The following is a 24,022-nucleotide window of genomic DNA, read 5'->3' as shown; positions in this document are numbered from 1 at the left end:
ATGGCTTCATCATCTTTTTGGAATAAGAAAAAAGTATTTATTACGGGACATACTGGATTTAAAGGCTCCTGGCTCACCCTTTTCTTAAGTTCTTTAGGTGCAGAAGTAGTAGGCTTTTCTTCTCATCCCCCATCCATTCCTAACATTTTTGAACAAGGTAACGTAGCAAAAGAGTGCACGACAATGAAAGGCGATATTACAGATTACCATTCTTTATGTCATGCCATGAAGCAGCATAAACCCGACATAATATTTCATTTAGCAGCTCAGCCAATTGTAACTGCTTCATACAAAAATCCTATCGATACATTCAAAACGAATGTTTTAGGTACTGTCCACGTGCTAGAAGCAGCAAAGTCCGTCGAAAGCGTACGTGTCATTATTAATGTGACAAGCGATAAATGTTATGAGAATGACGGTAGTGGCGACCGAGCGTTCGTGGAAAATGACCGACTAGGAGGTTCCGACCCTTATAGCGCTAGTAAAGCTTGTGCTGAAATAGTGGCGACATCTTATCACAAATCCTTTTTTTACACGAATACTACTTCGCTTGCTTCTGTAAGAGCAGGTAACGTTATTGGTGGTGGTGATTGGGCAGAAGATCGATTATTCCCTGATATCATTCGGGCATATTTGCACAATCATACTTTGTGTATTCGAAACAAATATGCCATCCGCCCGTGGCAACATGTTTTAGATCCTCTACATGGCTATATCCTTTTAGCTGAGAAACTTTGGGATGATGCTAAATATGCAGAAGCGTGGAATTTCGGACCGATTAATGAATCTAGCAGAACCGTAAATGATGTCATTCAATCCGTAATGAAATTATGGAATAAACGACTCACAATCCATTCTCCTCCTACGAAAACTCCTTATGAATCACCAATTTTAACACTCAACAGTACAAAAGTAGTAAACAAACTCGGCTGGACTCCTAAATTATCAACAGATGATTCTATCGCTTGGACTGTTGATTGGTACAAAAAATATGCATCTGGTGAAAATATAGAATCTTTCACACGACAACAAATCGATGCATTCAAAAATTTATAAGGGGGCTATAAAATGGAACAGAAAAAATGCCGTTTTTGCCACTCATTACTAACCAACACTTTTTTAGATTTGGGCGTTTCCCCTCTTGCTAATTCATTTGTAGCTCCTGAAAGCTCATATAAAATGGAACCTTTTTATCCGCTGCACACATTTGTTTGTAACTCTTGTTTACTCGTACAGCTAGATGAATTTGAATCCCCACAAAATATTTTTCATAACTATTTATACTTCAGCTCTTACTCCTCAAGTTGGCTACTACACGCTAAACAATACGTAGAAATGGCGATTAAGCGTTTCAACTTAACGAAACATTCAAAAGTGATTGAAATCGCAAGTAACGATGGGTACTTATTACAATACTTTCAAAAAGAAAATATCGATGCGTTAGGAATTGAACCAGCAAAAAACGTAGCAGACATCGCTATCAAAAAAGGAATTCCTACTCATGTGAATTTTTTCAGTAATGACTTAGCAAAAAAATTACCACAAGCTGATTTAATCGTCGCAAATAACGTATTAGCACACGTTCCAAACTTGCATGATTTTGTCTCTGGTTTAAAAACCTTATTAAAACGTGATGGAACGATAACAATTGAATTCCCGCACTTATTAAACCTCATATCCTTTAAACAGTTCGATACTATCTACCATGAGCACTTTTCCTACTTCTCACTTATAAGCCTTCAAAAAGTTTTAAGTTATCATCATTTACAAATTGTTGATGTAGAAGAACTTTCAACGCATGGTGGTTCCTTACGGATTTTTGTAAACCATCTAAGTGCCCAATCAACTATCCATTCCAATGTTACAAAATTAATTCAAAGAGAAGTCGACCACGGGTTAGATACTTTAGATTGCTATCTCCTTTTTTCTAAACGCATCGAACAATTGAAAATAAATATTTTAAAGTTTTTTATTGAAGCGAAAGCTTTAAACAAACAAATTATCGGTTACGGTGCTCCAGCTAAAGGAAACACCCTTTTGAATTATTGCGGGATAGGTAAAGAATTTCTAGCTTATACAGTAGATAAAAATCCTCACAAACAAAATCTTCTTTTACCAGGAACTCGTATTCCAATAAAATCTCCAGCAGAAATTAAACGTACAAAACCGGATTACATTTTCATACTTCCTTGGAATTTGAAAGACGAAATTATGAAAGAATGCTCTTTCATTCGTGAATGGGGCGGTAAATTTTTAGTGACGGTTCCAGAAGTTGAGGTGATCGATCCATGAAGAAAGTTGTTGTAACAGGTGGTAGTGGCTGGATAGGTAAATATGTTGTACATTCACTTATACAAAAGGGATATGAAGTGCACGCCACGTATAATAAAAATAAATCCTCTCACCTCCCTTGCCACTGGCATAAAGTAAACTTGCTCCGCGATGACGAAGTAAAACAATTCATTTACGACGTTCAGCCTAGCCATCTCATTCACCTTGCTTGGGAAGCAGTGCCACCAGCATGCTATGTATCTATAAATAATTACTATTGGCTAAAGTCTAGTATTTCATTGATTCAACACTTTACAACATGCGGCGGAAAGCGTGTTGTCGTTGCAGGTACTGGCGCAGAATACGAATGGTTTAACGGCGTATTATTTGAAGATTCACCGCTCCTTTCCTATAAAACCCCGTATTCTTTATGTAAAAATGCACTGCACTCCTGGCTAGAAACGTATGCACAACAAACAGGCCTCAGCATGTGTTGGGGCCGCATTTTTCATATGTATGGACCTTACGAACAAGGTAATCGGCTCGTTTCTAACATTATCACTTCCTTATTAAAAAATGAGGAAGCACTATGTACACATGGAAAACAATCGAGAGATTTCCTCCATGTGAGTGACGTCGCTGACGCTCTCGTAACAATATTAGAACATGGCGTTACAGGCACCATCAATATCGCTTCAGGTCAATCTGTACAAATTAAAGAACTAGCTTCTATCATCGCTAAAAAAATAGGAAAAGAACATTTAATTAAACTAGACGCGATTCCTTTCTCTAAGGATGAACCTTTATTTGTCGGCGTTAGTGTAGAACGTTTAAAAACTGAAGTAAACTGGAAACCAACATACGATTTAAATACAGGAATAGAAGAAACAATTTTATGGTGGAAATCATTTATACAAAAACATAACGATATGCATCACTAAAACGTAAATCCTTCGTTCCTCTCGCTAATTCCTTATACCATACTTCTAATCTTTCCGGCGTAATAATATGGTGCGTCCCCATTCCCCCATGCTTACTAGCTTCAGAAAGAGTTGGACCAATTTGTAACTTTCTCTTTCTCATCACATCGTTCCACGGACTAAATCCAAACCATAATATACAAGCAAAGGGCGGATAAATCATAGATTCATGCGCGGATAAATGTCTTCCAACCGTATAACTTCCATGTTCATGATTATGAATAAATCTACCTCTTCTCCATAACGGCCAATCTTCTGGTAAATAACCATGAAATCGCTGTTTCATTAAAGGTATTCCAAAGTTAAGGTCCGGATAGTTGTAGTTAGGATCATCAACCATGATAAGCCCGTCCAGCCAATACATCCTCCCTCCCAATTCATTTAGTGATTTCCAAAACTGATTTTTATCTTGCATGCAAAGAAACTCAGTCGTATTTAAAACCATTTTCCATCCTTGTACTTCTTGTTCTATCCTCATCACTTCATGATCTGTCGCATATGCATCAAACTCTGGATTTACAGAATCTCGCACTTCCCAATGCGGTGCGAATTTTTTACAAATCTCAACGGAACGATCTGTTGAACCTTTATTAATTAAAATACCATGATCAAAAAGTTTCGTGTGATGCATAAGCCACCATGGTAGCAAATACTCTTCGTTATAAAAATGAGAAATAACGGTTGTAGTTATTACAATCTCCTCCTCTTTCTCTATTAATCTACTTTTTACTCTACAACCAATATACTCACAAACAAAAAATATGTGTCCTAATTATTAAACAAATAGTATTACTAATATTTTTGTAAGTTTTCCTTTGGTGTCCAGCCCTTCTCATCATCTGTTCCTTCTCACCAAACCCATCCTTTCCAGTTATACTTCTCTTCGTGATAAAACATCCAGTTTTCCCAGTCTTCTGGACCAACGTAACTCTCTATCATTTTCACTACACCCCTCTCTTCTAAGCGAATTGGATTAGGATAATTGCTAACATGTGTTTTTATAACGATATATTTCATAAGAACCTCCAATAAACTGAAAATTAAGTTATAATATCATTATAAAATTATGAAGGAGGAATGCACTCATGTACTACAACACTTCATTCGAAAACGATCAACCTGTAGGCCGTCTATAAACTAAGACGGGCATTCATTTAGCACATACACTATGCCTCGTCTTAGGGAACTCATATTACCCTAAAAATAGACGGAGGTATTTCATATGAAACAAACAATTTTAGGAGCTATATACTTATCACTAGCAGCAAGTATATGGGGCGGTATGTATGTTGTTAGCAAATACGTACTCGATTTTATCCCACCACTAACACTCGTTTGGCTACGCTTTATTATCGCTTTTGTTGTTTTATATGGCATTTTGAAACTAGCTGAGAAAAAGCAAAAGAAAAAAGTAACCATTCGCAAAAAAGATTGGCTCCTATTCGCTTGGATTGGATTTATCGGCTATTTCATTTCGATCACATGCCAATTTATCGGAACAAAATTATCCGACGCTCATACAGGCTCGTTAGTTACATCAGCTACACCTGCATTTATGGTTATATTTGCAGCGCTCATTTTGAAAGAAAAACTAACTGCTCGTAGACTTTTATCTACTATAATAGCGACAATCGGTGTCATTATCGTAATCGGATGGGATATTGAAATCGGCTCCTATTTTATCGGAACAATCATTTTAGTTGGAGCCGCTATTACGTGGGCTTTACTATCTATTTATGTAAAAATCGCTTCAGCTCGATTTTCATCTTTAGTTATTACAACGTACGCAATTTTCTTTTCACTCTTTTTTATTACACCTTTTATGATATGGGAGCTACAAGCGGCCTCTATCGGAACAGTAAATACGTACGTAATATTAGGCGTATTATACTTAGGAATCGTCTCAACAGCAGGTGCCTTTTTCCTTTGGAATAAAGGATTAGAATTACTGGATGCAAGCATCGGTTCCTTATTTTTCTTCTTCCAACCTATCGTTGGATCGTTACTTGGTTGGTTGCTCTTAAATGAAACATTAAATAGTAACTTTTTTATTGGTGGTATTCTTATTATATGTAGTGTTTTCATTACTACTTTTGAAAAGAAATAAAAAGCAGGCAGAGATTCTTAATCTCTGCCTGTTCGCATTATTGGATCTTGGTCGTGAAAACCAATACAAATCGGTATATTATTTTGCACTTCACTACGTACACTTATAAAACTACACAGCGTTTTAGCAATTAAATATAAAGTGATACCGATTGCTTTTTCACTTGTGTCAAAGCCATTTTCATTATACATATCCGCTAATTCTACAGACTCCGGTCCCTCAACATCATATGTCCATTCAGAAGCCCAATCATCATCCTCTTCTTCAAGTGGAGCATACTCCTCACAAATATAAAACTGACTAGTCCACTCGTTATCAAGGTCATACTCAAAATAAATCGCTTTTGCTTCTTCATTAGTAGCCATTTCTACAGCTGCATCCAAACCTACTCGAATACTTACCTTATATGACTCTACATCAATTACTTTAATTCGTTCTGCATATTCTGTAGACGCCAACATGCAACAAATATCATAATACTTCGCTTCTATTTGCTCTACTGCTAACGAAAAGACATCCTCTTGCATCTCTTCTAAATACTGAAATATATCCACACTAAATACTCCTCACTCTTTACGCACTCCAATGCGATGGACGAGACAATAATTTCGGTAATTTCGTATGTTTGTCCCCTCTAGCAGCATTAACTTGAACTTGCGTCAGAAAAATACTATTAGTAAAATCAGCCCCGCGAATATCTGCATCTCGCAAATCTGCTCCGATGAGATCTGCTCCTCTTAAATCTGCACCATTTAAGTTAGCCGCAATTAAGTAAGCTCCTCTTAAATTTGCACCTTGTAAATTTTTCTTTTTCAGATTCGCTCCCATAAGGTCTGCTCCGCGGTGAATGATTCGTTTCTTACGCGCAGTATTCATTTCCTTCCATACTAATTCGCTCGTTTCTAAAAGAAGAATGTTCACCTCTGCCCTATGCATTGGAACATTTATTTTCATTAACTCATCTGGATTTAAATTCGAAAGTCGCTCTGTCTCCTCAATTGCGGTCTCCAGCTCTTTATGAATTGGCTGTGTTGCCTTTAAAAGAATCGCTTCATTCAAATACCAAAGCATTTCATGAAGTTGATGCATAACCGGAAAAGCATCGTACATTTTTCTTGCATGCTTTGCATCTTTCCTCCAATCAATCCCTTTAAACGTACCCTGAGAAATCTTCTGCCCAGCACCGAAACATTCAAATACTGTACAACCTTTATAACCTTTTCCTCTAAGATTTTTATGTATACTACATTTAAAATCTGATTGTAAGTTGGAACATGGTTTACCACCATCTTTATTCACTGCAAAATCTACCGATGCTGCAAACGGTAATGCAACGCAACATAGACCGAAGCATGTTTCGCAGTTTGCTTTTAAATGATCGTTATGATTAGTCAAAATCTATACCCCCTGTTGTCTTTTGACTATTTCATAATATTCCAACTGTAATAAATAATCAATTTTAAAATAAACTAGCATCTTTCATTTCAATTCATAACTTTATCATTCGATTTCCTTTCAATTGAAAAGGACTATTTCTATTTAATGAATTATAATTAAATTATAAATTTTCAAACTAAAAAGAGACTTATTATGGCACTAGAAATGAAAACAAACTGTCAAATTTGCGATCAATCACTCGAGCAAGATTCTGAAGCTTACATTTGCGTATACGAATGTACATTTTGCGCACCATGTACAGAAGAAAGGCAAAACGTTTGTCCAAATTGCGGCGGTGAGTTAGTACGTAGACCGAAAAAGAAACAATAAAAAGCAAAGCGATATCGCTTTGCTTTTTATTATTTTCTGAGTTTATGAAATTATATCGAACACAACTTAAACATTTACAAACTTCACACAAACAGGCTCTGGCACAGCAACATCAGATTGTAAAAGTGTTAACTTACCTGTAGATTCATCTCTTGAAAATAACACAAGATTATGTGACTTTTCATTTGTAGCAACAAGGAACTTTTCAGTAGGATCTAATACAAAGTCTCTTGGCCAATTTCCTTCTGTAGATGTGTGTTCAACAAATGTAAGCTGACCTGAATTTTGATCTACGCTATAAACAGCGATACTATTATGACCACGATTACCTGCATATACAAAACGGCCGTCAGAAGAAATATGAATCGCACTTCCTTGATTATTTTCATCAAACTCTTCTGGAACAGTAGAAATATACTGTAATTCTGTAAAGGATCCTTCTGCAGGATTATATGTTAACACAATAACCTCTGAACTAAGCTCCGTCATCACATACGCATACTTTCCATTCGGATGAAAAGTAATATGTCTTGGACCACTTCCTGGATTTACAGATAAACGATTCACTTCTGTTAATGTACTATCTTTTACTTCATACGTAATTATTTTATCTATCCCTAAATCAACGCCCACTACATATTTTTCATCAGGAGTGTACCCCGCGTAATGTGCATGTGGTTTTTCTTGTCTTTCTTTATTCGGACCTGAACCTTCATGTGCCATAATAGATGAAGCAGGATTTACAGTTCCATTTTCTTCATTTATTTCAAAAGACTCAATCGTTCCTTTATGGTAATTCGCTGTAACTACTGTATGATTTCCACTATCAACACTAATATGACAAGGAGAAGCACCTTCTACTACTTGTCTATTTTTCGCTTTTAGTTCTCCAGTATGACTATCAATGGAATACGCAGCTACACCGCCAGATTCGCCTTCCTTAACAACAGAATAGAGATATTCATTCTTTCGGTTAATCGTTACATATGTAGGGTTATCAAGCTTAGCGGCAAGTGTTACATTACTAATTTTTTTTGCTTCTGTGTCTAAAGTAAACTTATATATTCCTTCGCTATTTTCTTTCGTGTAAGTTCCAACATATCCAATAAACTCTTTGTTATCCTTCATTTTCATAACCCTCTCTCCCTATATTTTTCATTCATCATACTTCTTAAAATATTTTATGTTGAAAGAGTATCCTAAAAAATCGGAGTACCTCTTTATACGTTACCATATTTTCTTGGTAAATAGCTTTTAAACCCACTTTTTTTGGTACGCTGCTATACTTTCATATTCTTCTTCCAATTGACGGGACAGACGAATATAGATTGGCGTTAAATCTTTATATTTTTCCACACTTTCCATGTTTGGCTCATGATGAAAATCTGCACCTACCATTTCAGAAACTACGGATAATGTATCTATTTCACCTAAACTATATAAACCGAGGATTGCAGCTCCTAAGCAAGAGCTTTCGAAACTTTCCGGAACATATACGTCTTGATGGAAGATGTCCGCCATCATCTGTCTCCAAAGTTCCGACCTTGCAAAGCCGCCTGTCGCTTGAATTTTTTTCGGTTCGCCAATTAACTCTTTTAAAGCGAGAAGAACCGTATATAAATTATAAATTACGCCTTCTAAAACAGCACGGATAAGATGTTCTTTCTTATGATGCAATCCGAGTCCAAAGAAAGATCCTCGTGCATTTGCATTCCATAAAGGAGCTCTTTCCCCTGCTAAATACGGGTGAAACAATAAACCGTCAGATCCAGGATTCACTTTTGCTGCTATTTCAGTAAGTACTTCATATGGATCTTTCCCTAAACGCTTCGCAAGTTCAATCTCTGAAGTACCCAATTGGTCACGAGCCCATCTGAAAATCATACCGCCGTTATTCACTGGTCCACCGATTACCCAATGGTCTTCAGTTAACGCATAACAAAAGATTCTCCCTTTTGGATCTGTTACAGGACGATTTGTTACAGCACGAATCGCACCGCTTGTACCAATTGTAACAGCCACAACGCCAGGATCTATTGCATTTACACCTAAATTAGATAGTACTCCATCACTCGCCCCTACTACAAATGGCGTAGAAACAAGTACATTCATCTCTTTGGCAAGCTCTTCATCTAATCCTGTTAAACTGTGCGTTGTTGGAACAAGTTTAGAAAGCTTTTCATCTGTAACTCCCGCAACATGTAAAGCCTCTTCATCCCATTTTAAAGATTTTAAATTGAACATTCCTGTTGCTGATGCTATAGAATAATCAATTGTATATTCCTTATATAACTTATAAAAAACATATTCTTTAATCGAAATAAATTTATAACTTTTTGCAAACAATTCTGCCTGCTCATTCTGTAGCCAAACTAATTTCGAAAGTGGTGACATCGGATGAATTGGTGTGCCAGTACGAAGGTAAATTTCATGACCATTCATATCATTCTTTATTTTCTCCGCCCAGCCTGCACTTCTATTATCTGCCCAAGTGATACATTTCGTTAACGGCTTTCCCTTTTCATCTACAGCAATGAGACTATGCATTGCCGAACTAAAAGAGACACAAAGAATATCATTCGGCTGTACACTACTTGATCGTACAGTTTCTTTAATCGTATTTATTACTGCACGAAAAATTTCTTCTGGGTCTTGTTCTGCTGTTTCAGGTGTAGGAGAATATAAAGGATATTCAATTCCATGACTAGCAATAACAGATCCATCAGTAGAAAATAGAACTGATTTTGTACTAGTTGTCCCAATGTCTACACCAATCATATATTTTGAGCTCACCATTTCTTCCTCCTAACAAAAAATTGTTACAGTATCCCACCATAAAAATACATTCCTTTTATCTATTGATAACGTTGTATGCCACAATTATCTAAATAGAAACATCTTTATCTTAAACAAACATATCGAGTAGTAAAACTCCTCCAAAAGCGATAAATGAAAGTAACGTTTCTAATACCGTCCATGTTTTAAATGTTTCTTTCACTGTTAACCCTAGGTATTCTTTTACCATCCAAAAACCAGCATCGTTTACGTGTGAAAACATAAGTGCTCCTGCACCCGTTGCAATGACGAGTAACTCTAAGTTCACACCTGTCGTATTTTCAACGATTGGCGAAACAATACCTGCTGCTGTTGTTAAGGCGACTGTCGCTGATCCTGTCGCAATTCGAATTAATCCAGCAACCATAAATGCTAATACAATTGGAGATAGAGCTAAATGTTCAGACATTTGAGCAATAGCATTCCCTACGCCACTATCGATAAGAATTTGCTTAAATCCGCCACCAGCACCTATAATCGCAACAATTGAACCGATTGGTAATAAGCTATCTTCTGTTATCTTCTTAATAGCTTTTTTATCGATACCTTGACGAAATCCAAGAAAATAGAACGCCGCAAAACATGCAATCAATAGCGCAATGATAGGACTACCGATTAATGTGACAGTCTTCATCAAAGTAGTAGAAAAAGGCACATAAGGAGCTGCTGCAGCTAAAACCATTAACATAACAGGTAACAAAATAACTAAAAATGAAACTCCTATTCCTGGTAATTTCGTTGATTTTGTATTTACACGAATCAATTCTGGCTCATTTTCAGGAATTACACGTTTGTGAATCCATTTAGCGAATATAGGACCTGCAATAATCGCTGCAAAAAATGTAATAATGAGTGAATACAATAGTACCTTCCCAAGATTCGCTTTATAAATACCAATTGCAACGATTGCCCCTGGATGTGGAGGAACAAGGCCGTGTACGACAGATAGCCCAGCAATTGCTGGTAACGCTATCAATAAAATATTTTGTTTCGTAGTTTTATGAATTGAAATTACTAACGGCAGTAATATTAAAATACCTACTTCAAAAAACACCGGAATTCCAATAATAAAACCTGCAATTAACATGGCCCATGGTAAGTTTTTTATCCCAAAGGATTTAATAAAGAACTCTGCCACTTGCATTCCAGCACCTGACTCTGCCATCATTTTCCCTAAAATTGTACCTAATACTAAAATGCCTACTAAATGTCCTAGAACACTTCCGACTCCCGTTTCATAAGCACTCACTATTTTATCCATTGGCATTCCAGACATAATTGCTAAAAACAAACTTGCAATCGTTAAACTAATAAACGCATGCCATCTCCACCAAGATACCCCTAAAATAACAATTACAATTGATAATAATGTAATAATTAAAAGGTACATATTCATACTCAATCCCCCTTTATGTAAACCCTTTCATAATTACTATATAATTAAAAGAACCTATATAGTTCTTACTTGAGTAAAAGATACCTTTACATATTGCTATACACTTAAAAGCATCTTCACATCATAATGATTTATATAAAAAGAATCTCCCTTATTAGAGATACACTATAACTCATCTCTCTAATAAGGGGATTTCTCTTTCATAATTATAATGTTATTGTGATAAATGCTTCGCGCGATCAATTTTTCCTTTTTTAAAAGTGAATGACACTTTCTTCTCTGCTGTTTTCACGTAGTAAGACTACAAACTCAGGATCCAGTTTAAACGATGAAGTTACTTAGGATTTGTCCTCTCATAAAAAGCAATTTTCGGAAAGCACCTTCACTTTCATGCATTATAATTTAGGAGCTTTCGCCCAATCCGCAGCAAACTTCTCAATACCTTGGTCTGTTAATGGGTGCATAGCAAGTTGTTCAATTACTTTATAAGGAATTGTTGCAATATGAGCACCTGCCATCGCTACACGAGTTACATGATCTGGATGTCTGACAGAAGCCGCAATAATTTGTGTATCTAATTGATGAACATCGAATAATTCAGCAATTTTAGCAACTAATAATACACCATCTTCAGAAATATCATCTAAACGTCCTAAAAATGGAGAAACGTACGTTGCACCTGCTCGAGCAGCTAAAAGTGCTTGGTTCACAGTGAAAATAAGTGTAACGTTCGTTTTCACACCTTTTTCAGTAAGATAGCGACAAGCTTCTAATCCTGCTAGCGTCATTGGAAGTTTTATCGTGACATTTTTATCGCCACCGTTAATTTTAATTAATTCTTCTGCTTGAGCAATCATTTCTTCAGCTGTAACAGCATCTGGCGTTACTTCTGCCGAAACAGACTCAACTTTAGGTACTGCCTGACAAATTTCTGCGATACGGTCTTCAAACTTAACACCCTCTTTTGCTACTAAAGAAGGATTCGTTGTAACACCAGCTAAAACTCCAAGTTTATATGCTTTTTTTATGTCCTCAAGATTTGCAGTATCAATAAAAAATTTCATGATCAATTCCCTCCAGTTTTTAAACGTTGATGAGTTACATGTTTAATATGCTTATCCCGTAAAAGCCCGATTGGTGTGGAATAAAGCCCCTACTTATTAAAGTTTCACTTTATTTCTTTTCTACTGCATGTCCGCCAAATTCATTGCGCAGAGCCGCTACAACTTTTCCTGTAAATGTATCATTGTCTAATGAGCGGTAGCGCATTAATAGAGACATTGCGATAACAGGAGTTGCTGTTTGAAGGTCTAATGCTGTTTCTACTGTCCATTTTCCTTCACCAGAAGAATGCATAACACCCTTAATTTCATCCAGTTTTGCATCTTTAGAAAATGCATTTTCTGTTAATTCCATTAACCAAGAACGAATTACTGAACCGTTGTTCCATACTCTTGATACTTTTTCATAATCGTAGTCAAATTCACTTTTCTCTAGAATCTCAAATCCTTCACCAATAGCAGCCATCATACCGTATTCAATTCCGTTATGAACCATTTTTAAGAAGTGACCACTACCAGCTTTTCCAGCATATAAGAATCCATTTTCTACAGCAGTATCGCGGAAGATAGGTTCAACGATGTCCCAAGCTTCTTGATCTCCTCCGATCATGTAACAAGCACCATTACGAGCGCCTTCCATTCCGCCAGAAGTTCCTGCATCCATAAAGTGAATGCCATCTTTCTTTAATTGCTCATATCGGCGGATAGACTCTTTATAATGTGAATTACCAGCTTCAATTAAAATATCTCCTTTTGATAAAAGTGGTGTAACCTCATCAATAACAGAATCAACAACAGCGTGTGGTACCATTACCCAAAGAATTCTTGGTGATTGTAATGACTGAACAAGTTCACTTAAACTAGATGTACCCGTTGCCCCGTACTCTTTCATTTCTTCTACTGCGCTCGTATTTAAATCAAATGCTACTACTTCATGTTTATGATCCATTAAATTTTTCCCTAAATTTAATCCCATTTTACCTAACCCAATTAATCCTACTTGCATAATATAATTCCTCCTCAAATCATCTTTTATTAAAAATCCATATCACTACAATCTGGAATACCTTTCAGCACTGAAATGTTAGTATGTACAGAAAGGTATTCACAGTCATAGCTTAAGAATTCAACACATTTTTTGTAATTTGAACAACATTTTCTGTCGTAAATCCAAATAGATTCATGACTTCAGCTCCAGTTCCTGAAGCTCCAAATGTTTCAATTGATAGTACTTTTCCTTCTTGTCCTACATAACGTTCCCAACCTAGAGATACACCCATTTCAAGAGATACTCGTTTCGTTATAGAAGACGGAAGAACGGATTCTTTATATTCGTTCGATTGGCGATCGAATAACTCCCAGCTCGGCATTGCAACGATGCGAACAGAAACTTGATCTTCTTCTAATTTTGCTTTCGCACTAGTAGCTAAGGATACTTCAGAACCTGTCGCAATTAAAATTACATCCGGATTTTCATTCGTTTGTGTTAATACGTAAGCTCCTTTAGAGAGATTCTCTATGTTCGCTTTCGTTTCATTAAACACCGGTAAATTTTGACGGCTCAGTACTAAAACGACTGGACCATCCGTTTGCTGTAAAGCATACGCCCAAGCACTTGCTGTTTCATTTGCATCTGACGGACGGATAACTGTTAGACCAGGAATTGCTCGAAGCGCTGCCAATTGTTCAATTGGTTCATGCGTTGGACCATCTTCTCCTACAGCAATCGAATCATGTGTAAATACGTAAGTAACAGGTAAATTTTGCAGTGCAGCCAGTCGAATCGATGGACGAAGGTAATCATTAAATACAAAGAATGTACTTACGAAAGGTTTTACTCCTCCATGGAGAGCCAGTCCATTCGCTGCCGCGCCCATTGCGTGTTCACGTACACCGAAGTATATATTTCGTCCAGCATACGATTCTACCGCGTACACAGCTTCACCTTTTATATCTGTCATAGTGGAATGAGAAAGATCTGCACTTCCACCGAAAATAGAAGGAATCGATTTCACATAATGATTAATAGCTTCCCCACTTGCAACACGAGTGGAAATCGTTTTTTCAATATCAAAGGATAGAATGTCTTTCGCTTCAATTAAAACCTCACCTGTAATCGCTTTTTCTAATTCATCTGCTAGTGCAGGGTTCGACTCTCTGTATGAATTGAACTGCTCATTCCAGTCATTTTCTTTTTCAATACCTTTTTGTTTCAGTTCATTAAAATGAGCTGTTACTTCTTCAGGCACAAAGAAGTCTTCCTCATAGTGCCAACCATACACTTGTTTTGTCGCTGTCGCTTCTTCTACTCCAAGCGGATTACCATGTGCTTTGTTCGTTCCAGCAACTTTTGGACTTCCATAACCTATAATGGTTCTAATTTCTATAAGAGTAGGTTGATCCGTATTTTCTTTCGCTAATGTAATGGCTTTTGTAATAGCATCGACATCGTTTCCATCTTCAACTCTTACATATTGCCAATGTACAGATTCTGCCCTTTTCTGAATATCTTCAGAGAAAGCAATGCCTAATTCACCATCAAGTGAAATTTCATTTGAATCATACAGTACAATTAACTTGCCAAGTTTCATATGTCCTGCCATTGACATCGCTTCATAAGCGACACCCTCCATTAAGTCACCATCTCCGACTAAAGCATACGTATTGTGATCTATAATAGAGTGACCATCCTTATTAAACTTCGCTGCTAAATGAGCTTCTGCCATTGCCATTCCGACAGCATTAGCAATCCCTTGTCCTAACGGGCCTGTAGTCGCTTCAACTCCAGGAGTATGACCAAACTCAGGATGTCCTGGTGTTTTACTATTTAACTTTCTGAAGTTTTTCAAGTCATCAATTGAAACGTCATATCCAGCTAAATGAAGTAGGCTATATAACAGACTAGATCCATGTCCCGCCGATAAAACGAAACGATCACGGTTAAACCATTCTGGGTGATTAGGATTGTAATTTAAATGATTCGCCCATAATGCATAAGCCATTGGTGCTGCTCCCATCGGAAGACCTGGATGACCTGAGTTTGCCGCATTAATAGCATCAATCGATAACGTACGAAGTGTATTCACTGCTAATTGATTTATGTTTTGTGTCATAGTAATCGTCCCCCTAAATGCTTTCATGAAAGAAAGTACTTATTTTTCCGGCTCTTGATCTAACCACCATTTAAATCCACTTTCTTGCAACAGTTCATTAGACGCTTCTGGACCATATGAACCAGACTCATATTCATGAAGCGGTAATAAGTTTTCCTCGAACGCTTCAAGAATTGGTTGTACCCATTCCCATGACAATTCAACTTCTCTCCAATGTGCAAAGAATGTAGCGTCTCCACTCACCGCATCATGAATGAGTCTTTCATACGCTTCAGGTACTCCCACATCCACTTGCTCGCAAGTAAAGTTAATACGCATCGGTTCAATCTCTCCATTTTTCAATGGATTTTTACTATTTAACTGTAATGAAACATTCTCACCTGGGCTAATTTCAATTATTAATAAGTTAGGTGCTGCATTTGGATTATTATCTTGATATTGCTGTTTTAACGTATTTTTAAACTCGATTACAATACGAGTGGACTTTTCTTTCATTCGTTTTCCTGTTCGTATATAGAAGGGAACGCCAGTCCAAAATGGATTATCGATCCACAAACGAGCAGCAACAAATGTGTCTATGTTAGAAGAAGGATTTACTCCTGGCTCCTCTTTATACGCTACAACTTGCCCGCCTTTTATCTCTCCTGAAGAGTATTGACCTCGAATGATATGGCTTTGAACGTCTTCTTTTTTCACTTTACGAAGCGTCTCCATTACCTTTCGTTTTTCCTCTCGAATTTCACATGCATTAACCTTTTCCGGCAGATTCATAGCAGTCATCATTAATATTTGTAACATATGATTTTGAACCATATCTCGAATGGCTCCTGCATGATCATAATATCCGGCTCTTTCTTCAACCCCAACTGTTTCACTAGCTGTAATTTGTACATTTGCTATATGTTCTTTGTTCCAAATCGATTGGAGAACAGGATTTGCAAATTCTAGTGCTTCAAGGTTTTGAATCATCGGTTTACCTAAATAGTGATCAATACGGTATATCTCGTCTTCTTCAAACGTGCGACTAAGCTTATCATTAAGCTCACGAGCAGATGTAAGGTCGTGCCCAAACGGTTTCTCAATCATCAGGCGTTTCCATCCATCTGTTTTATCAAGTCCGCTTTCCTTAATATTTAAAGCAATCGTCTCGAAAAATTCAGGAGCAACTGAAAGATAGAACATTCTATTACCTTTTATATGTAGTTCCTCTTCCCTTTCACGAACGACTTGTAATAACCTCTCATAGTCTTCCGGTTTACTCACATCTAATGGACAATAGCGAAAATTATCTAAAAAACCTTCGAGTTCCGGAGTACCTTCTTCCCTCTGACGAGAAAACGTCTCTATTGATTCTTTTATTCTTTCTTGAAAATCTTCATGAGATACTTGACGTCTTCCAAGCCCGATAACAGATATCTGCTTTGGAAGCTTTTGATCTCTATATAAGTTATATAGCGCGGGGTAAATTTTGCGTTTCGCTAAGTCCCCTGTCGCTCCAAATAAAACAAAGGTCATTGATTCCAATTTCAGTCCCCCTCTTGTTGTATAATCCTCGTCAATATACTAAAAATGAATTGTACAGAAGCTCATACTCTTATACTTCCTGTTTTTATAAAAAACAAAGAGTTATCTAATTCCAATTCTTTTTATACCTTTCGCTCTCTCATTGTCCCCAATATTAATAGTGGCAATTCAAAGCATTTCTACTGCAACTTACTTATTTATAGAACTTAACGAAATATTTTATATCTAATTACTTTTAGTAATTAAGTAATCTTATGTCTAATATATTAACCACATAAATTATTATCGTCAATAAAAATGTCTTGAATTAAATACTATTTATTTCATAATACTTTTCTAAGTGTATTCCTAGTTACCATTCATTTTCAAAGATAATGATCAATATAATAAATATCAGTTTCATCAAAATCTTCAATTAATTTTCCGTTAAACTCGCGAGCAGACGTTACATTATAATCAAAAGGCTTCTCTATAATAAGACGGTTTAATCCTTTTGTAGCCCACAATCCACTCTCTTTAATATTTAAAGCAATCACATCAAATACTTCTGGTATAACAGATAGATAAAACATACGGTTTTCAGGAATGTTTAATTCTGTTTCACGCTTTTTTACAAGGCTCAGTAAATCTTGATAGCCCACTATATTCGCTGTATCTAATTGACAATAACGAAATGTGCTAATAAATTCTTCTACTCCTGATTCGTCATCAGAAGATATTCTAGAAAATGTAGCAAGGGATTGTTCTACCTTTGTTTGAAATTCCAAATCTGACATTGCCTTTCTGCCAATACCGATAATCGAAATAGATTGTGGTATATTTTGATTACTAAATAGTTTATATAAAGCAGGGTAAATTTTGCGTTTCGCTAAATCCCCTGTCGCTCCGAATAAAGTGAAACTTTAATCAGCCCTCACCAATCGGGCTTTTACGAGCAGCCCAACTCCCACCTAACTTCTTTGCTTTCGCTGAATTTTGAGGCGGGGGTCTTACTGCCTGTTAATGCGGGATAAACGTAATGAATAAATCATGCTGCAAAAATAACATCTACCCTTTCTTCAAAAAGCTTTACAGTAGTTTTTAGAAGTACGTTACATTATTTCATTTCATGCACTTTCCTCTTCTTTATATAAAATTCTCACTAACCAAATTCAAAATATTATACTTATTTTTCGTACTTTGCTATGCTATAACCACAAACAGGAGGTATAAACTATGAAAGCACAAATTATCCATTCTTTTGGGGATTCATCTGTATTTCAATTAGAAGAAGTTTCAAAACCAAAACTTTTACCAGGTCATGTTCTAATCGATGTAAAAGCAACAAGTGTAAATCCAATCGATACAAAAATGCGTAGTGGTGCCGTTTCAGCAGTCGCTCCTGAGTTTCCAGCTATATTACACGGCGATGTAGCTGGTATTGTTATTGAAGTAGGAGAAGGTGTTTCGAAATTTAAATGTGGGGATGAAGTATACGGATGTGCCGGAGGTTTTAAAGAAACTGGAGGTGCACTTGCAGAATTTATGCTTGCTGATGCGCGATTAATTGCTCACAAACCTAAAAATTTAACAATGGAAGAAGCAGCTGCTCTACCATTAGTGGCAATTACAGCTTGGGAATCTTTATTTGATCGTGCAAATATTAAACCTGGTCAAAATGTTCTCATTCATGGAGCTACTGGTGGCGTAGGACACGTAGCCATTCAACTAGCTAAATGGGCAGGTGCTAAAGTTTTTACAACCGCTTCTCAGCAAAGCAAAATAGAAATAGCCCATCGTTTAGGAGCCGATATAGCTATTAATTATAAAGAAGAATCTGTTCAAGAATATGTACAAAAACATACGAACGGAAACGGATTTGAAGTTATATTTGATACAGTAGGCGGCAAGAATCTTGATCATTCTTTTGAAGCTGCCGCAGTTAATGGAACTGTCGTAACAATTGCAGCTCGTTCAACCCATGACCTCTCTCCTTTACACGCAAAAGGACTTACTCTGCACGTTACTTTTATGGCGTTAAAAATATTACATACCGATAAACGTGACGCTTGCGGGGAAATTTTGACTAAACTAACTCAAATAGTAGAAGAAGGAAAACTTCGTCCATTGCTAGATTCGAAAACTTTCACGTTTGATGAAGTTGCACAAGCACACAAGTATTTGGAGTCGAATAATGCAATAGGTAAAATAGTGTTGAAAAATGTTTGGTAACTATAACTAGATAATATACATAATAATTCATGCTGTTTAGCTTATTAAGCGTAATGCGTAGATTAATTGTACAAATGTCAAACAAGGCGATCAAAAATGATCGCCTTGTTCTTTTTAAAAATATAATAGTATTTTTCCGATTTCATCAATAGCATAGTCCTATCCCGAAAAAGAGCGAATAACTCTACTATAACTAAATCGTATTATTACATTTGAATATTACTTATGAAATTTCACACGTTCTTCAAGCGGTTGGAATTCTTTTTCACCTGGAGTAGCAGTTGGATTACCAAATGGCATTTGTGCAATTAGTTTCCAATTAGCAGGGACATTCCATTCTTGTTTTACCTCATCGTCAATTAATGGATTATAATGTTGTAAAGATGCCCCTAATCCCTCTGCTTCTAAACCTGTCCACACGACTAATTGGTGCATACCTGATGCTTGGTGTGACCAAATTGGGAAGTTTTCAGCATATGCAACAAATTTTTCTTGAAGCGATTTAACGATAGCCTCATCTTCAAAGAATAGTACTGTTCCATAACCAGCTTTAAAAGAATCCATTTTTTGTTGCGTTCCTGAGAATTCTCCATCTCCAACTACTTTTCTTAATGTTTCAGTTGTAATATCCCATAATTTATCATGAGCTTCACCAAATAATACAACTAATCGCGCAGTTTGAGAATTGAAAGCTGATGGAGTATATTTCACAGCAAACTCCACAATTTCTTTAATTTTTTCATCCGATACTTGTACCTCTTTGTTAATTCCATAGTAAGTACGTCTTTCTTTCAGTGCAGTATAGAAATCTTTTGTCATAATTCCATTCCTCCTAAGTTTTAATATTCTTCAAAAGGATACATCTCAAAGATAATATGCGTTTAAATGAGTTCATTTTTGAATCATTGAACTTCCTATCACCCATTGCCAGTCATTCTAAATCTAAACACACTGCTTCCTTCAGTTTCCCTAAAAAAAGCCTTATAACATCATTCATAAAATCTAATCATCATTCGGTATTATTTTACCCATTCTCTATTCATGTATCCTGCTTGTTTCATATTTACACAAACATGAAAATAAGCTTAAATTGATAGTTAAAAAGCCAGGTAGCATGAATAATGCATTACCTGGCTTTTTACATTTTAAATTTAACTAAATATTACTAACGAACTGTAGTAGAAACCATACTGGTCACTTATTTAATAATTAACATCTCATAAGAATTTACATATTAGTAATTGCTTATAATACTCCATTATCTAATATGAAAGTATAAAAATACTTTCATTACTGATTCAACTGATTTTTCACCGCTCTTATAACCAATTCATGATCTTCTTCTGGTGGTAATCCTGAAACTGTTATCATTCCAATAACCCCTACGTTTTTTATTCTGATAGGAAAGCATCCACCAAACGCAGCATATTCCGAAGTATCTAAAAGATATTTTTCATTATATGAAATTCCAGTTATTTCACTTTGTATCTGCATATAATACGAGCTACGATCATGCAGGGAAACGACTCGTTTTTTACGCTCAATCCATTTCGTATTTTCCTCATTTGTCCCTGTCATCTTGAAATGAAATAATTGCACACCATTTTTCGTTATATCAACAGCAATCAATTTCCCTTCTTGCTTCGCTGTTTCAACGATAAATAAACCTAGTTGCAAGGCATCTTCATTTGTAAAAGAGGAAAATTGAAGTGTTTCCTCCTCTTTTAAAATTTGTTTACTTATTTCATTCAAATTTGAAGTACTCATATCTTTAACCTCCATAATTGTTTTATGCCACACCGACATTTTTTCGAAATTATTAGGCCATATAGTACAACCTTTCAATCAATCTGATTCCAAATAAACTGCTGTAACATCGTTGGTAACTAGTACCGTAAAGCTTGTTTTCTTCTTACTGATGCTATTATGAATGATATTCAAAGTTATAAAAAGTACTATTCTACTTATCCCTATCTTACAGAGACTATTATGAAATATATTTAACATCTTAAAAATGTATGTACTAAAGAATAATATTTTTAATCACTAACTTTTTTGATCAATCGTTATAATCCAATTTCATCAAAATTTTTATCAATTATTACACTATCCAACAATAGGAGGAAACATAGATGGATGAACATATATCCAAAAGCTAAAAAGCAATTGAGTCCCTTGAGGGAATAGTTATAATTCACTACTTATAGAAATAGACATACAAAAACGCCATCCTTTCCTATAATTCTAAAGAAAGAATAGCGTATTCTTTTCAAAAATGAGTTCTTTTATTGAGAAACTTTGATTCTATATCATACATAAAAGGGCAACCATTGCTAAAACAGCTGGAAGTCCTTGTTTCACAATAATTGATTTATTAGATGTGAAACCTCCGAAAATAGCTGCTACCACCACACAAATCACAAAAAATAATTGGACCATATAACCAATTGGATTGAGTCCAAGTACAAGTCCCCAAATGAGACCAGCCGCTAAAAATCCATTATATAAACCTTGGTTTGCAAACATAATGGCTACGTTTCGATCTCCTTCTAAATGCTTCGGTAATTTGAAAACACGTTTCGCTACTTTTGAATCAATAAAAAACATTTCAAGGATCATGATAAACAAATGTTCTAATGCTACGATCCCGACTAAAATAGCTACGATTATTTCCACACTATTCTGCCCCCTACACTCTCTATTCTTTAATATTCCCTACATTTTTTTGCATCTGTAATAGAACATGAATAAGTATTTTGCGTTCTTCTCCACTGATATTTACGAACATTCCCTTCATGAAACGTTCCTTTTCTTTCTTGTCAAAACATTAATTGATATATCAATTATTGATACATCAATTAATATACATCTCTCTTTTTATTTTTGCAAGTTTTTTTGCTCAATTGGTTTTATTTTGTTCCAGCAACTTTAAACCAATTCAAAACATCAGTTCGCATTTCTAGAAATCATAATTACTTTAAGTTCATTCTGACAATCATATTTAACTAAATATATAAAAGAATTGAGTTATATCTCCATCAATTTATAAAAATTAATTTTTTCTAAAAACAGATACTTTACGTTTTTTATAGTAATAAAAATCATTTTTTTGTTTCAGAGGCAATTCATTTTGTTAGCCTGATGGGCATAAGATAGCACCCATATGGAGAACCAATTATCTTTCAAGAAGACGGCTTGAAATCTGGATTTGGTACAGGAGTTGCCTACTTCCGTGATCCAGATGGTACTAATTTAGAGCTAATTGCTCCAAAAGGTCCATTTAGACGTGAATAATAAATTAATACCGAAACAGCCACCTTATCTGAAGTGACCCCCGAAAGTTAGACAGGTCGTTTCATTAGGCAGCCTCTAGGGTATGAGCCCGGTATTGTACTGGGCTCATACCCTTTAATTTTGCCTTAATTCTTTTATGATTATAGTATTCTATATACTTTGCTAATTCTTGTTTGAAATGTGTTATACTTTCAAATTCTTTTCGATACAGAAATTCCGATTTCATGATACCGAAGAAATTTTCAATAACGGCATTGTCATAACAGTTTCCTTTGCGAGACATACTTTGAGTTATGCCACAATTCTTAAGAGAATGACGGTATTGTTTCATTTGATAGTGCCAACCTTGATCAGAGTGAATGAGGAGTTTATCCGGATCGGTTACACAATAAAGGGCTTGGTCCAACATCGTTGAAACAAGGGAATAGGTCGGTCTGGAACTAATTGTATACGTGATAATTTCACCATTAAATAAATCCAACATTGGTGATAGGTATAACTTCTCCCCAAATAACTTAAACTCCGTAATATCTGTAACCCACTTTTCATTTGGTTTTTCAGCTTGGAAGTTGCGATTTAAAATATTTGGCGCAATTTTCCCAACTGTCCCTTTGTAAGAGCGATATTTTTTCATACGAACCAGACATTTTAACCCTAATTCTTTCATAAGGCGATATACTTTTTTATGATTTACTTTGTGTCCACGATTCATAAGTTCATCACGAATACGACGATAACCATAACACCCATCGTGTTCATTATAAATAGCTTGAATCAGTTCTTTTACCTCCGCATTTGGATCAGGACGATTAAAATGTTTCATCCAGTAATAGTACGTACTACGTGGAATGTTTGCGAGTTGAAGTAACTCCTTGATAGGAAATTCATGCCTTAACTCGTAGATTACTTGCGCTTTGTCTTGTTTGGTGATTTTTCTTTGTTTTGAACTAAGGCATTCAACTTTTTTAAATATGCATTTTCCATACGTAAACGCTCATTTTCCGCTTGTAAGGCTTCGATTGATCCTTCATCTACTGGTTTTATTTTTTTATCTTTCATGGTTGGATGCCCCTTTTTCTTTGATTGTAGGGCATCCAATCCTCCTGTTTCATAAGCTATTTTCCATTTCCGAAGTGTTTCATAAGACGGTATATTGAAAAGTGCCGCTGTTTCTCTGATAGATGTCCCGTGTTCATTCATATAATAAAGTACATCTAGTTTATACTGGGCTGGGTAGAATGTATAGCACTTTTCAAAGGCCTTTTCACCTGAAGACTCATATCGTCTAATCCACTCACGAAGTACGCTAGGGTTAACTCCTATAGATTTAGCAATTATTTTTCCACTTTCTGTACCATCTAAATATCGTTTCACCGCTTGGATTTTTTCTTTTGAAGAAAATTTAGCCATAAAAAATGCACCTCCAATTGTTAGACTGTGTCTAACAATTGGGGTGCACTTCA

The 24,022-nt window shown here is 35.9% G+C and carries 21 protein-coding genes and 2 pseudogenes; 7 read left to right on the top strand and 16 right to left on the bottom strand.

The genetic code is table 11. The features are described from left to right. The 3 genes from rfbG to ACO6VI_RS17485 are packed head-to-tail and all read left to right on the top strand — an operon-like array spanning position 1 to position 3,212. A complete protein-coding gene (gene rfbG / locus ACO6VI_RS17495; RefSeq protein ID WP_161519921.1) occupies positions 1-1,056 on the top strand; it encodes a CDP-glucose 4,6-dehydratase in 1,056 nt (351 codons plus the stop codon). Between the two features lie 12 nt (positions 1,057-1,068). Beyond that, entirely contained in the window at positions 1,069-2,292 is a 1,224-nt protein-coding gene (locus tag ACO6VI_RS17490) for a class I SAM-dependent methyltransferase (RefSeq protein ID WP_063548074.1), read from the top strand. Further along, entirely contained in the window at positions 2,289-3,212 is a 924-nt protein-coding gene (locus ACO6VI_RS17485) for an NAD-dependent epimerase/dehydratase family protein (protein ID WP_161519922.1), read from the top strand. The genes ACO6VI_RS17490 and ACO6VI_RS17485 overlap by 4 nt, the downstream gene beginning before the upstream one ends. Here the strand turns inward: ACO6VI_RS17485 and ACO6VI_RS17480 are convergent. After that, a complete protein-coding gene (locus ACO6VI_RS17480; protein WP_088020580.1) occupies positions 3,181-3,993 on the bottom strand; it encodes a glycosyltransferase family 2 protein in 813 nt (270 codons plus the stop codon). The genes ACO6VI_RS17485 and ACO6VI_RS17480 overlap by 32 nt on opposite strands. A 107-nt stretch (positions 3,994-4,100) precedes the next feature. Next, positions 4,101-4,268 carry an SH3 domain-containing protein gene (locus ACO6VI_RS17475; protein ID WP_202626569.1) on the bottom strand — a complete coding sequence of 56 codons (168 nt, stop codon included), beginning with the start codon at positions 4,266-4,268 and terminating at the stop codon, positions 4,101-4,103. 205 nt (positions 4,269-4,473) lie between these two features. Here ACO6VI_RS17475 and ACO6VI_RS17470 point away from each other — a divergent pair, with 205 nt between their 5' ends. After that, positions 4,474-5,358 carry a DMT family transporter gene (locus ACO6VI_RS17470; RefSeq protein WP_106824610.1) on the top strand — a complete coding sequence of 295 codons (885 nt, stop codon included), beginning with the start codon at positions 4,474-4,476 and terminating at the stop codon, positions 5,356-5,358. Between the two features lie 17 nt (positions 5,359-5,375). On the opposite strand, the gene ACO6VI_RS17465 is transcribed toward ACO6VI_RS17470, so the two are convergent. Both ACO6VI_RS17465 and ACO6VI_RS17460 read right to left on the bottom strand, forming a co-directional pair. Then, a complete protein-coding gene (locus ACO6VI_RS17465) occupies positions 5,376-5,912 on the bottom strand; it encodes a hypothetical protein (RefSeq protein ID WP_000350943.1) in 537 nt (178 codons plus the stop codon). Positions 5,913-5,931: 19 nt separating this feature from the next. Next, positions 5,932-6,753, bottom strand: coding sequence for a pentapeptide repeat-containing protein (locus ACO6VI_RS17460; RefSeq protein ID WP_000181453.1), 822 nt, complete (start codon positions 6,751-6,753; stop codon positions 5,932-5,934). A gap of 195 nt (positions 6,754-6,948) precedes the next feature. On the opposite strand from ACO6VI_RS17460, the gene ACO6VI_RS17455 reads away from it, so the two are divergent. Beyond that, a complete protein-coding gene (locus ACO6VI_RS17455; protein WP_001162791.1) occupies positions 6,949-7,125 on the top strand; it encodes a DUF1272 domain-containing protein in 177 nt (58 codons plus the stop codon). 66 nt (positions 7,126-7,191) lie between these two features. Here the strand turns inward: ACO6VI_RS17455 and ACO6VI_RS17450 are convergent, their stop codons facing one another. The 8 genes and pseudogenes from ACO6VI_RS17450 to ACO6VI_RS17415 all read right to left on the bottom strand — a co-directional run. Beyond that, positions 7,192-8,259, bottom strand: coding sequence for a lactonase family protein (locus ACO6VI_RS17450; protein ID WP_000782228.1), 1,068 nt, complete (start codon positions 8,257-8,259; stop codon positions 7,192-7,194). Positions 8,260-8,379: 120 nt separating this feature from the next. Continuing rightward, complete coding sequence (gene gntK, locus ACO6VI_RS17445; RefSeq protein WP_088020578.1) at positions 8,380-9,921, bottom strand: gluconokinase; 1,542 nt, start codon at positions 9,919-9,921, stop codon at positions 8,380-8,382. A gap of 109 nt (positions 9,922-10,030) precedes the next feature. Next, on the bottom strand, positions 10,031-11,356 hold the full coding sequence (gntP, locus tag ACO6VI_RS17440) for a gluconate permease GntP (protein WP_063548082.1): 1,326 nt from the start codon (positions 11,354-11,356) through the stop codon (positions 10,031-10,033). A gap of 395 nt (positions 11,357-11,751) precedes the next feature. Continuing rightward, positions 11,752-12,420 (bottom strand): fructose-6-phosphate aldolase, encoded by a 669-nt coding sequence (fsa, locus tag ACO6VI_RS17435; RefSeq protein WP_000667692.1) that lies wholly within the window; start codon positions 12,418-12,420, stop codon positions 11,752-11,754. A 109-nt stretch (positions 12,421-12,529) separates the two neighbouring features. Next, positions 12,530-13,423, bottom strand: a complete 894-nt coding sequence (gene gnd / locus ACO6VI_RS17430) for a phosphogluconate dehydrogenase (NAD(+)-dependent, decarboxylating) (RefSeq protein WP_001195925.1) — start codon at positions 13,421-13,423, stop codon at positions 12,530-12,532. A 112-nt stretch (positions 13,424-13,535) separates the two neighbouring features. After that, positions 13,536-15,530, bottom strand: a complete 1,995-nt coding sequence (gene tkt, locus ACO6VI_RS17425; RefSeq protein WP_088020577.1) for a transketolase — start codon at positions 15,528-15,530, stop codon at positions 13,536-13,538. Between the two features lie 39 nt (positions 15,531-15,569). Then, entirely contained in the window at positions 15,570-17,054 is a 1,485-nt protein-coding gene (gene zwf / locus ACO6VI_RS17420; protein ID WP_063548086.1) for a glucose-6-phosphate dehydrogenase, read from the bottom strand. A gap of 365 nt (positions 17,055-17,419) precedes the next feature. Next, positions 17,420-17,935 (bottom strand): annotated as a pseudogene (locus ACO6VI_RS17415) (glucose-6-phosphate dehydrogenase); the annotation flags it as partial. Positions 17,936-18,269: 334 nt separating this feature from the next. Between ACO6VI_RS17415 and ACO6VI_RS17410 the strand changes: the two are divergent. Continuing rightward, complete coding sequence (locus ACO6VI_RS17410) at positions 18,270-19,265, top strand: zinc-dependent alcohol dehydrogenase family protein (RefSeq protein ID WP_063548088.1); 996 nt, start codon at positions 18,270-18,272, stop codon at positions 19,263-19,265. 219 nt (positions 19,266-19,484) lie between these two features. Here ACO6VI_RS17410 and ACO6VI_RS17405 read toward each other — a convergent pair whose 3' ends face one another. From ACO6VI_RS17405 to ACO6VI_RS17395, 3 genes are all read right to left on the bottom strand, one after another. After that, positions 19,485-20,084 carry a nitroreductase family protein gene (locus tag ACO6VI_RS17405; protein WP_161519923.1) on the bottom strand — a complete coding sequence of 200 codons (600 nt, stop codon included), beginning with the start codon at positions 20,082-20,084 and terminating at the stop codon, positions 19,485-19,487. A 471-nt stretch (positions 20,085-20,555) separates the two neighbouring features. Beyond that, positions 20,556-21,071, bottom strand: a complete 516-nt coding sequence (locus tag ACO6VI_RS17400; protein WP_140157131.1) for a heme-degrading domain-containing protein — start codon at positions 21,069-21,071, stop codon at positions 20,556-20,558. A gap of 498 nt (positions 21,072-21,569) precedes the next feature. After that, positions 21,570-21,941, bottom strand: coding sequence for a DUF1304 domain-containing protein (locus ACO6VI_RS17395; protein WP_063548092.1), 372 nt, complete (start codon positions 21,939-21,941; stop codon positions 21,570-21,572). Between the two features lie 483 nt (positions 21,942-22,424). On the opposite strand from ACO6VI_RS17395, the pseudogene ACO6VI_RS17390 reads away from it, so the two are divergent. Then, positions 22,425-22,559, top strand: a pseudogene (locus tag ACO6VI_RS17390) (VOC family protein); the annotation flags it as partial. Between the two features lie 64 nt (positions 22,560-22,623). Here the strand turns inward: ACO6VI_RS17390 and ACO6VI_RS17385 are convergent. After that, positions 22,624-23,969 (bottom strand): IS3-like element ISBth10 family transposase gene (locus ACO6VI_RS17385; protein WP_098840180.1). Its coding sequence is split into 2 segments (ribosomal slippage): positions 22,624-23,528 and positions 23,528-23,969, totalling 1,347 coding nucleotides; the frame shifts between segments, so codons are not numbered across the junction. Between the last annotated feature and the right edge of the window lie 53 nt (positions 23,970-24,022).

The organism is Bacillus sp. PSXD-155, assembly GCF_049310765.1.
GTDB classification, from domain to species: Bacteria; Bacillota; Bacilli; order Bacillales; family Bacillaceae_G; genus Bacillus_A; species Bacillus_A cereus.
This window is presented reverse-complemented; position numbering and strand designations above follow the sequence as displayed.

Excerpts from the sequence above, each read along its gene's own strand:
- ACO6VI_RS17470 (WP_106824610.1), top strand. The coding sequence starts at position 4,474 with ATGAAACAAACAATTTTAGGAGCTATATACTTATCACTAGCAGCAAGT.
- rfbG (WP_161519921.1), top strand. The coding sequence starts at position 1 with ATGGCTTCATCATCTTTTTGGAATAAGAAAAAAGTATTTATTACGGGA.
- ACO6VI_RS17400 (WP_140157131.1), bottom strand. The coding sequence starts at position 21,071 with ATGTCGGTGTGGCATAAAACAATTATGGAGGTTAAAGATATGAGTACT.
- tkt (WP_088020577.1), bottom strand. The coding sequence starts at position 15,530 with ATGACACAAAACATAAATCAATTAGCAGTGAATACACTTCGTACGTTA.
- ACO6VI_RS17405 (WP_161519923.1), bottom strand. The coding sequence starts at position 20,084 with ATGACAAAAGATTTCTATACTGCACTGAAAGAAAGACGTACTTACTAT.
- ACO6VI_RS17475 (WP_202626569.1), bottom strand. The coding sequence starts at position 4,268 with ATGAAATATATCGTTATAAAAACACATGTTAGCAATTATCCTAATCCA.
- gntK (WP_088020578.1), bottom strand. The coding sequence starts at position 9,921 with ATGGTGAGCTCAAAATATATGATTGGTGTAGACATTGGGACAACTAGT.
- gntP (WP_063548082.1), bottom strand. The coding sequence starts at position 11,356 with ATGAATATGTACCTTTTAATTATTACATTATTATCAATTGTAATTGTT.
- ACO6VI_RS17455 (WP_001162791.1), top strand. The coding sequence starts at position 6,949 with ATGGCACTAGAAATGAAAACAAACTGTCAAATTTGCGATCAATCACTC.
- ACO6VI_RS17490 (WP_063548074.1), top strand. The coding sequence starts at position 1,069 with ATGGAACAGAAAAAATGCCGTTTTTGCCACTCATTACTAACCAACACT.
- fsa (WP_000667692.1), bottom strand. The coding sequence starts at position 12,420 with ATGAAATTTTTTATTGATACTGCAAATCTTGAGGACATAAAAAAAGCA.
- ACO6VI_RS17410 (WP_063548088.1), top strand. The coding sequence starts at position 18,270 with ATGAAAGCACAAATTATCCATTCTTTTGGGGATTCATCTGTATTTCAA.
- gnd (WP_001195925.1), bottom strand. The coding sequence starts at position 13,423 with ATGCAAGTAGGATTAATTGGGTTAGGTAAAATGGGATTAAATTTAGGG.
- ACO6VI_RS17485 (WP_161519922.1), top strand. The coding sequence starts at position 2,289 with ATGAAGAAAGTTGTTGTAACAGGTGGTAGTGGCTGGATAGGTAAATAT.
- ACO6VI_RS17450 (WP_000782228.1), bottom strand. The coding sequence starts at position 8,259 with ATGAAAATGAAGGATAACAAAGAGTTTATTGGATATGTTGGAACTTAC.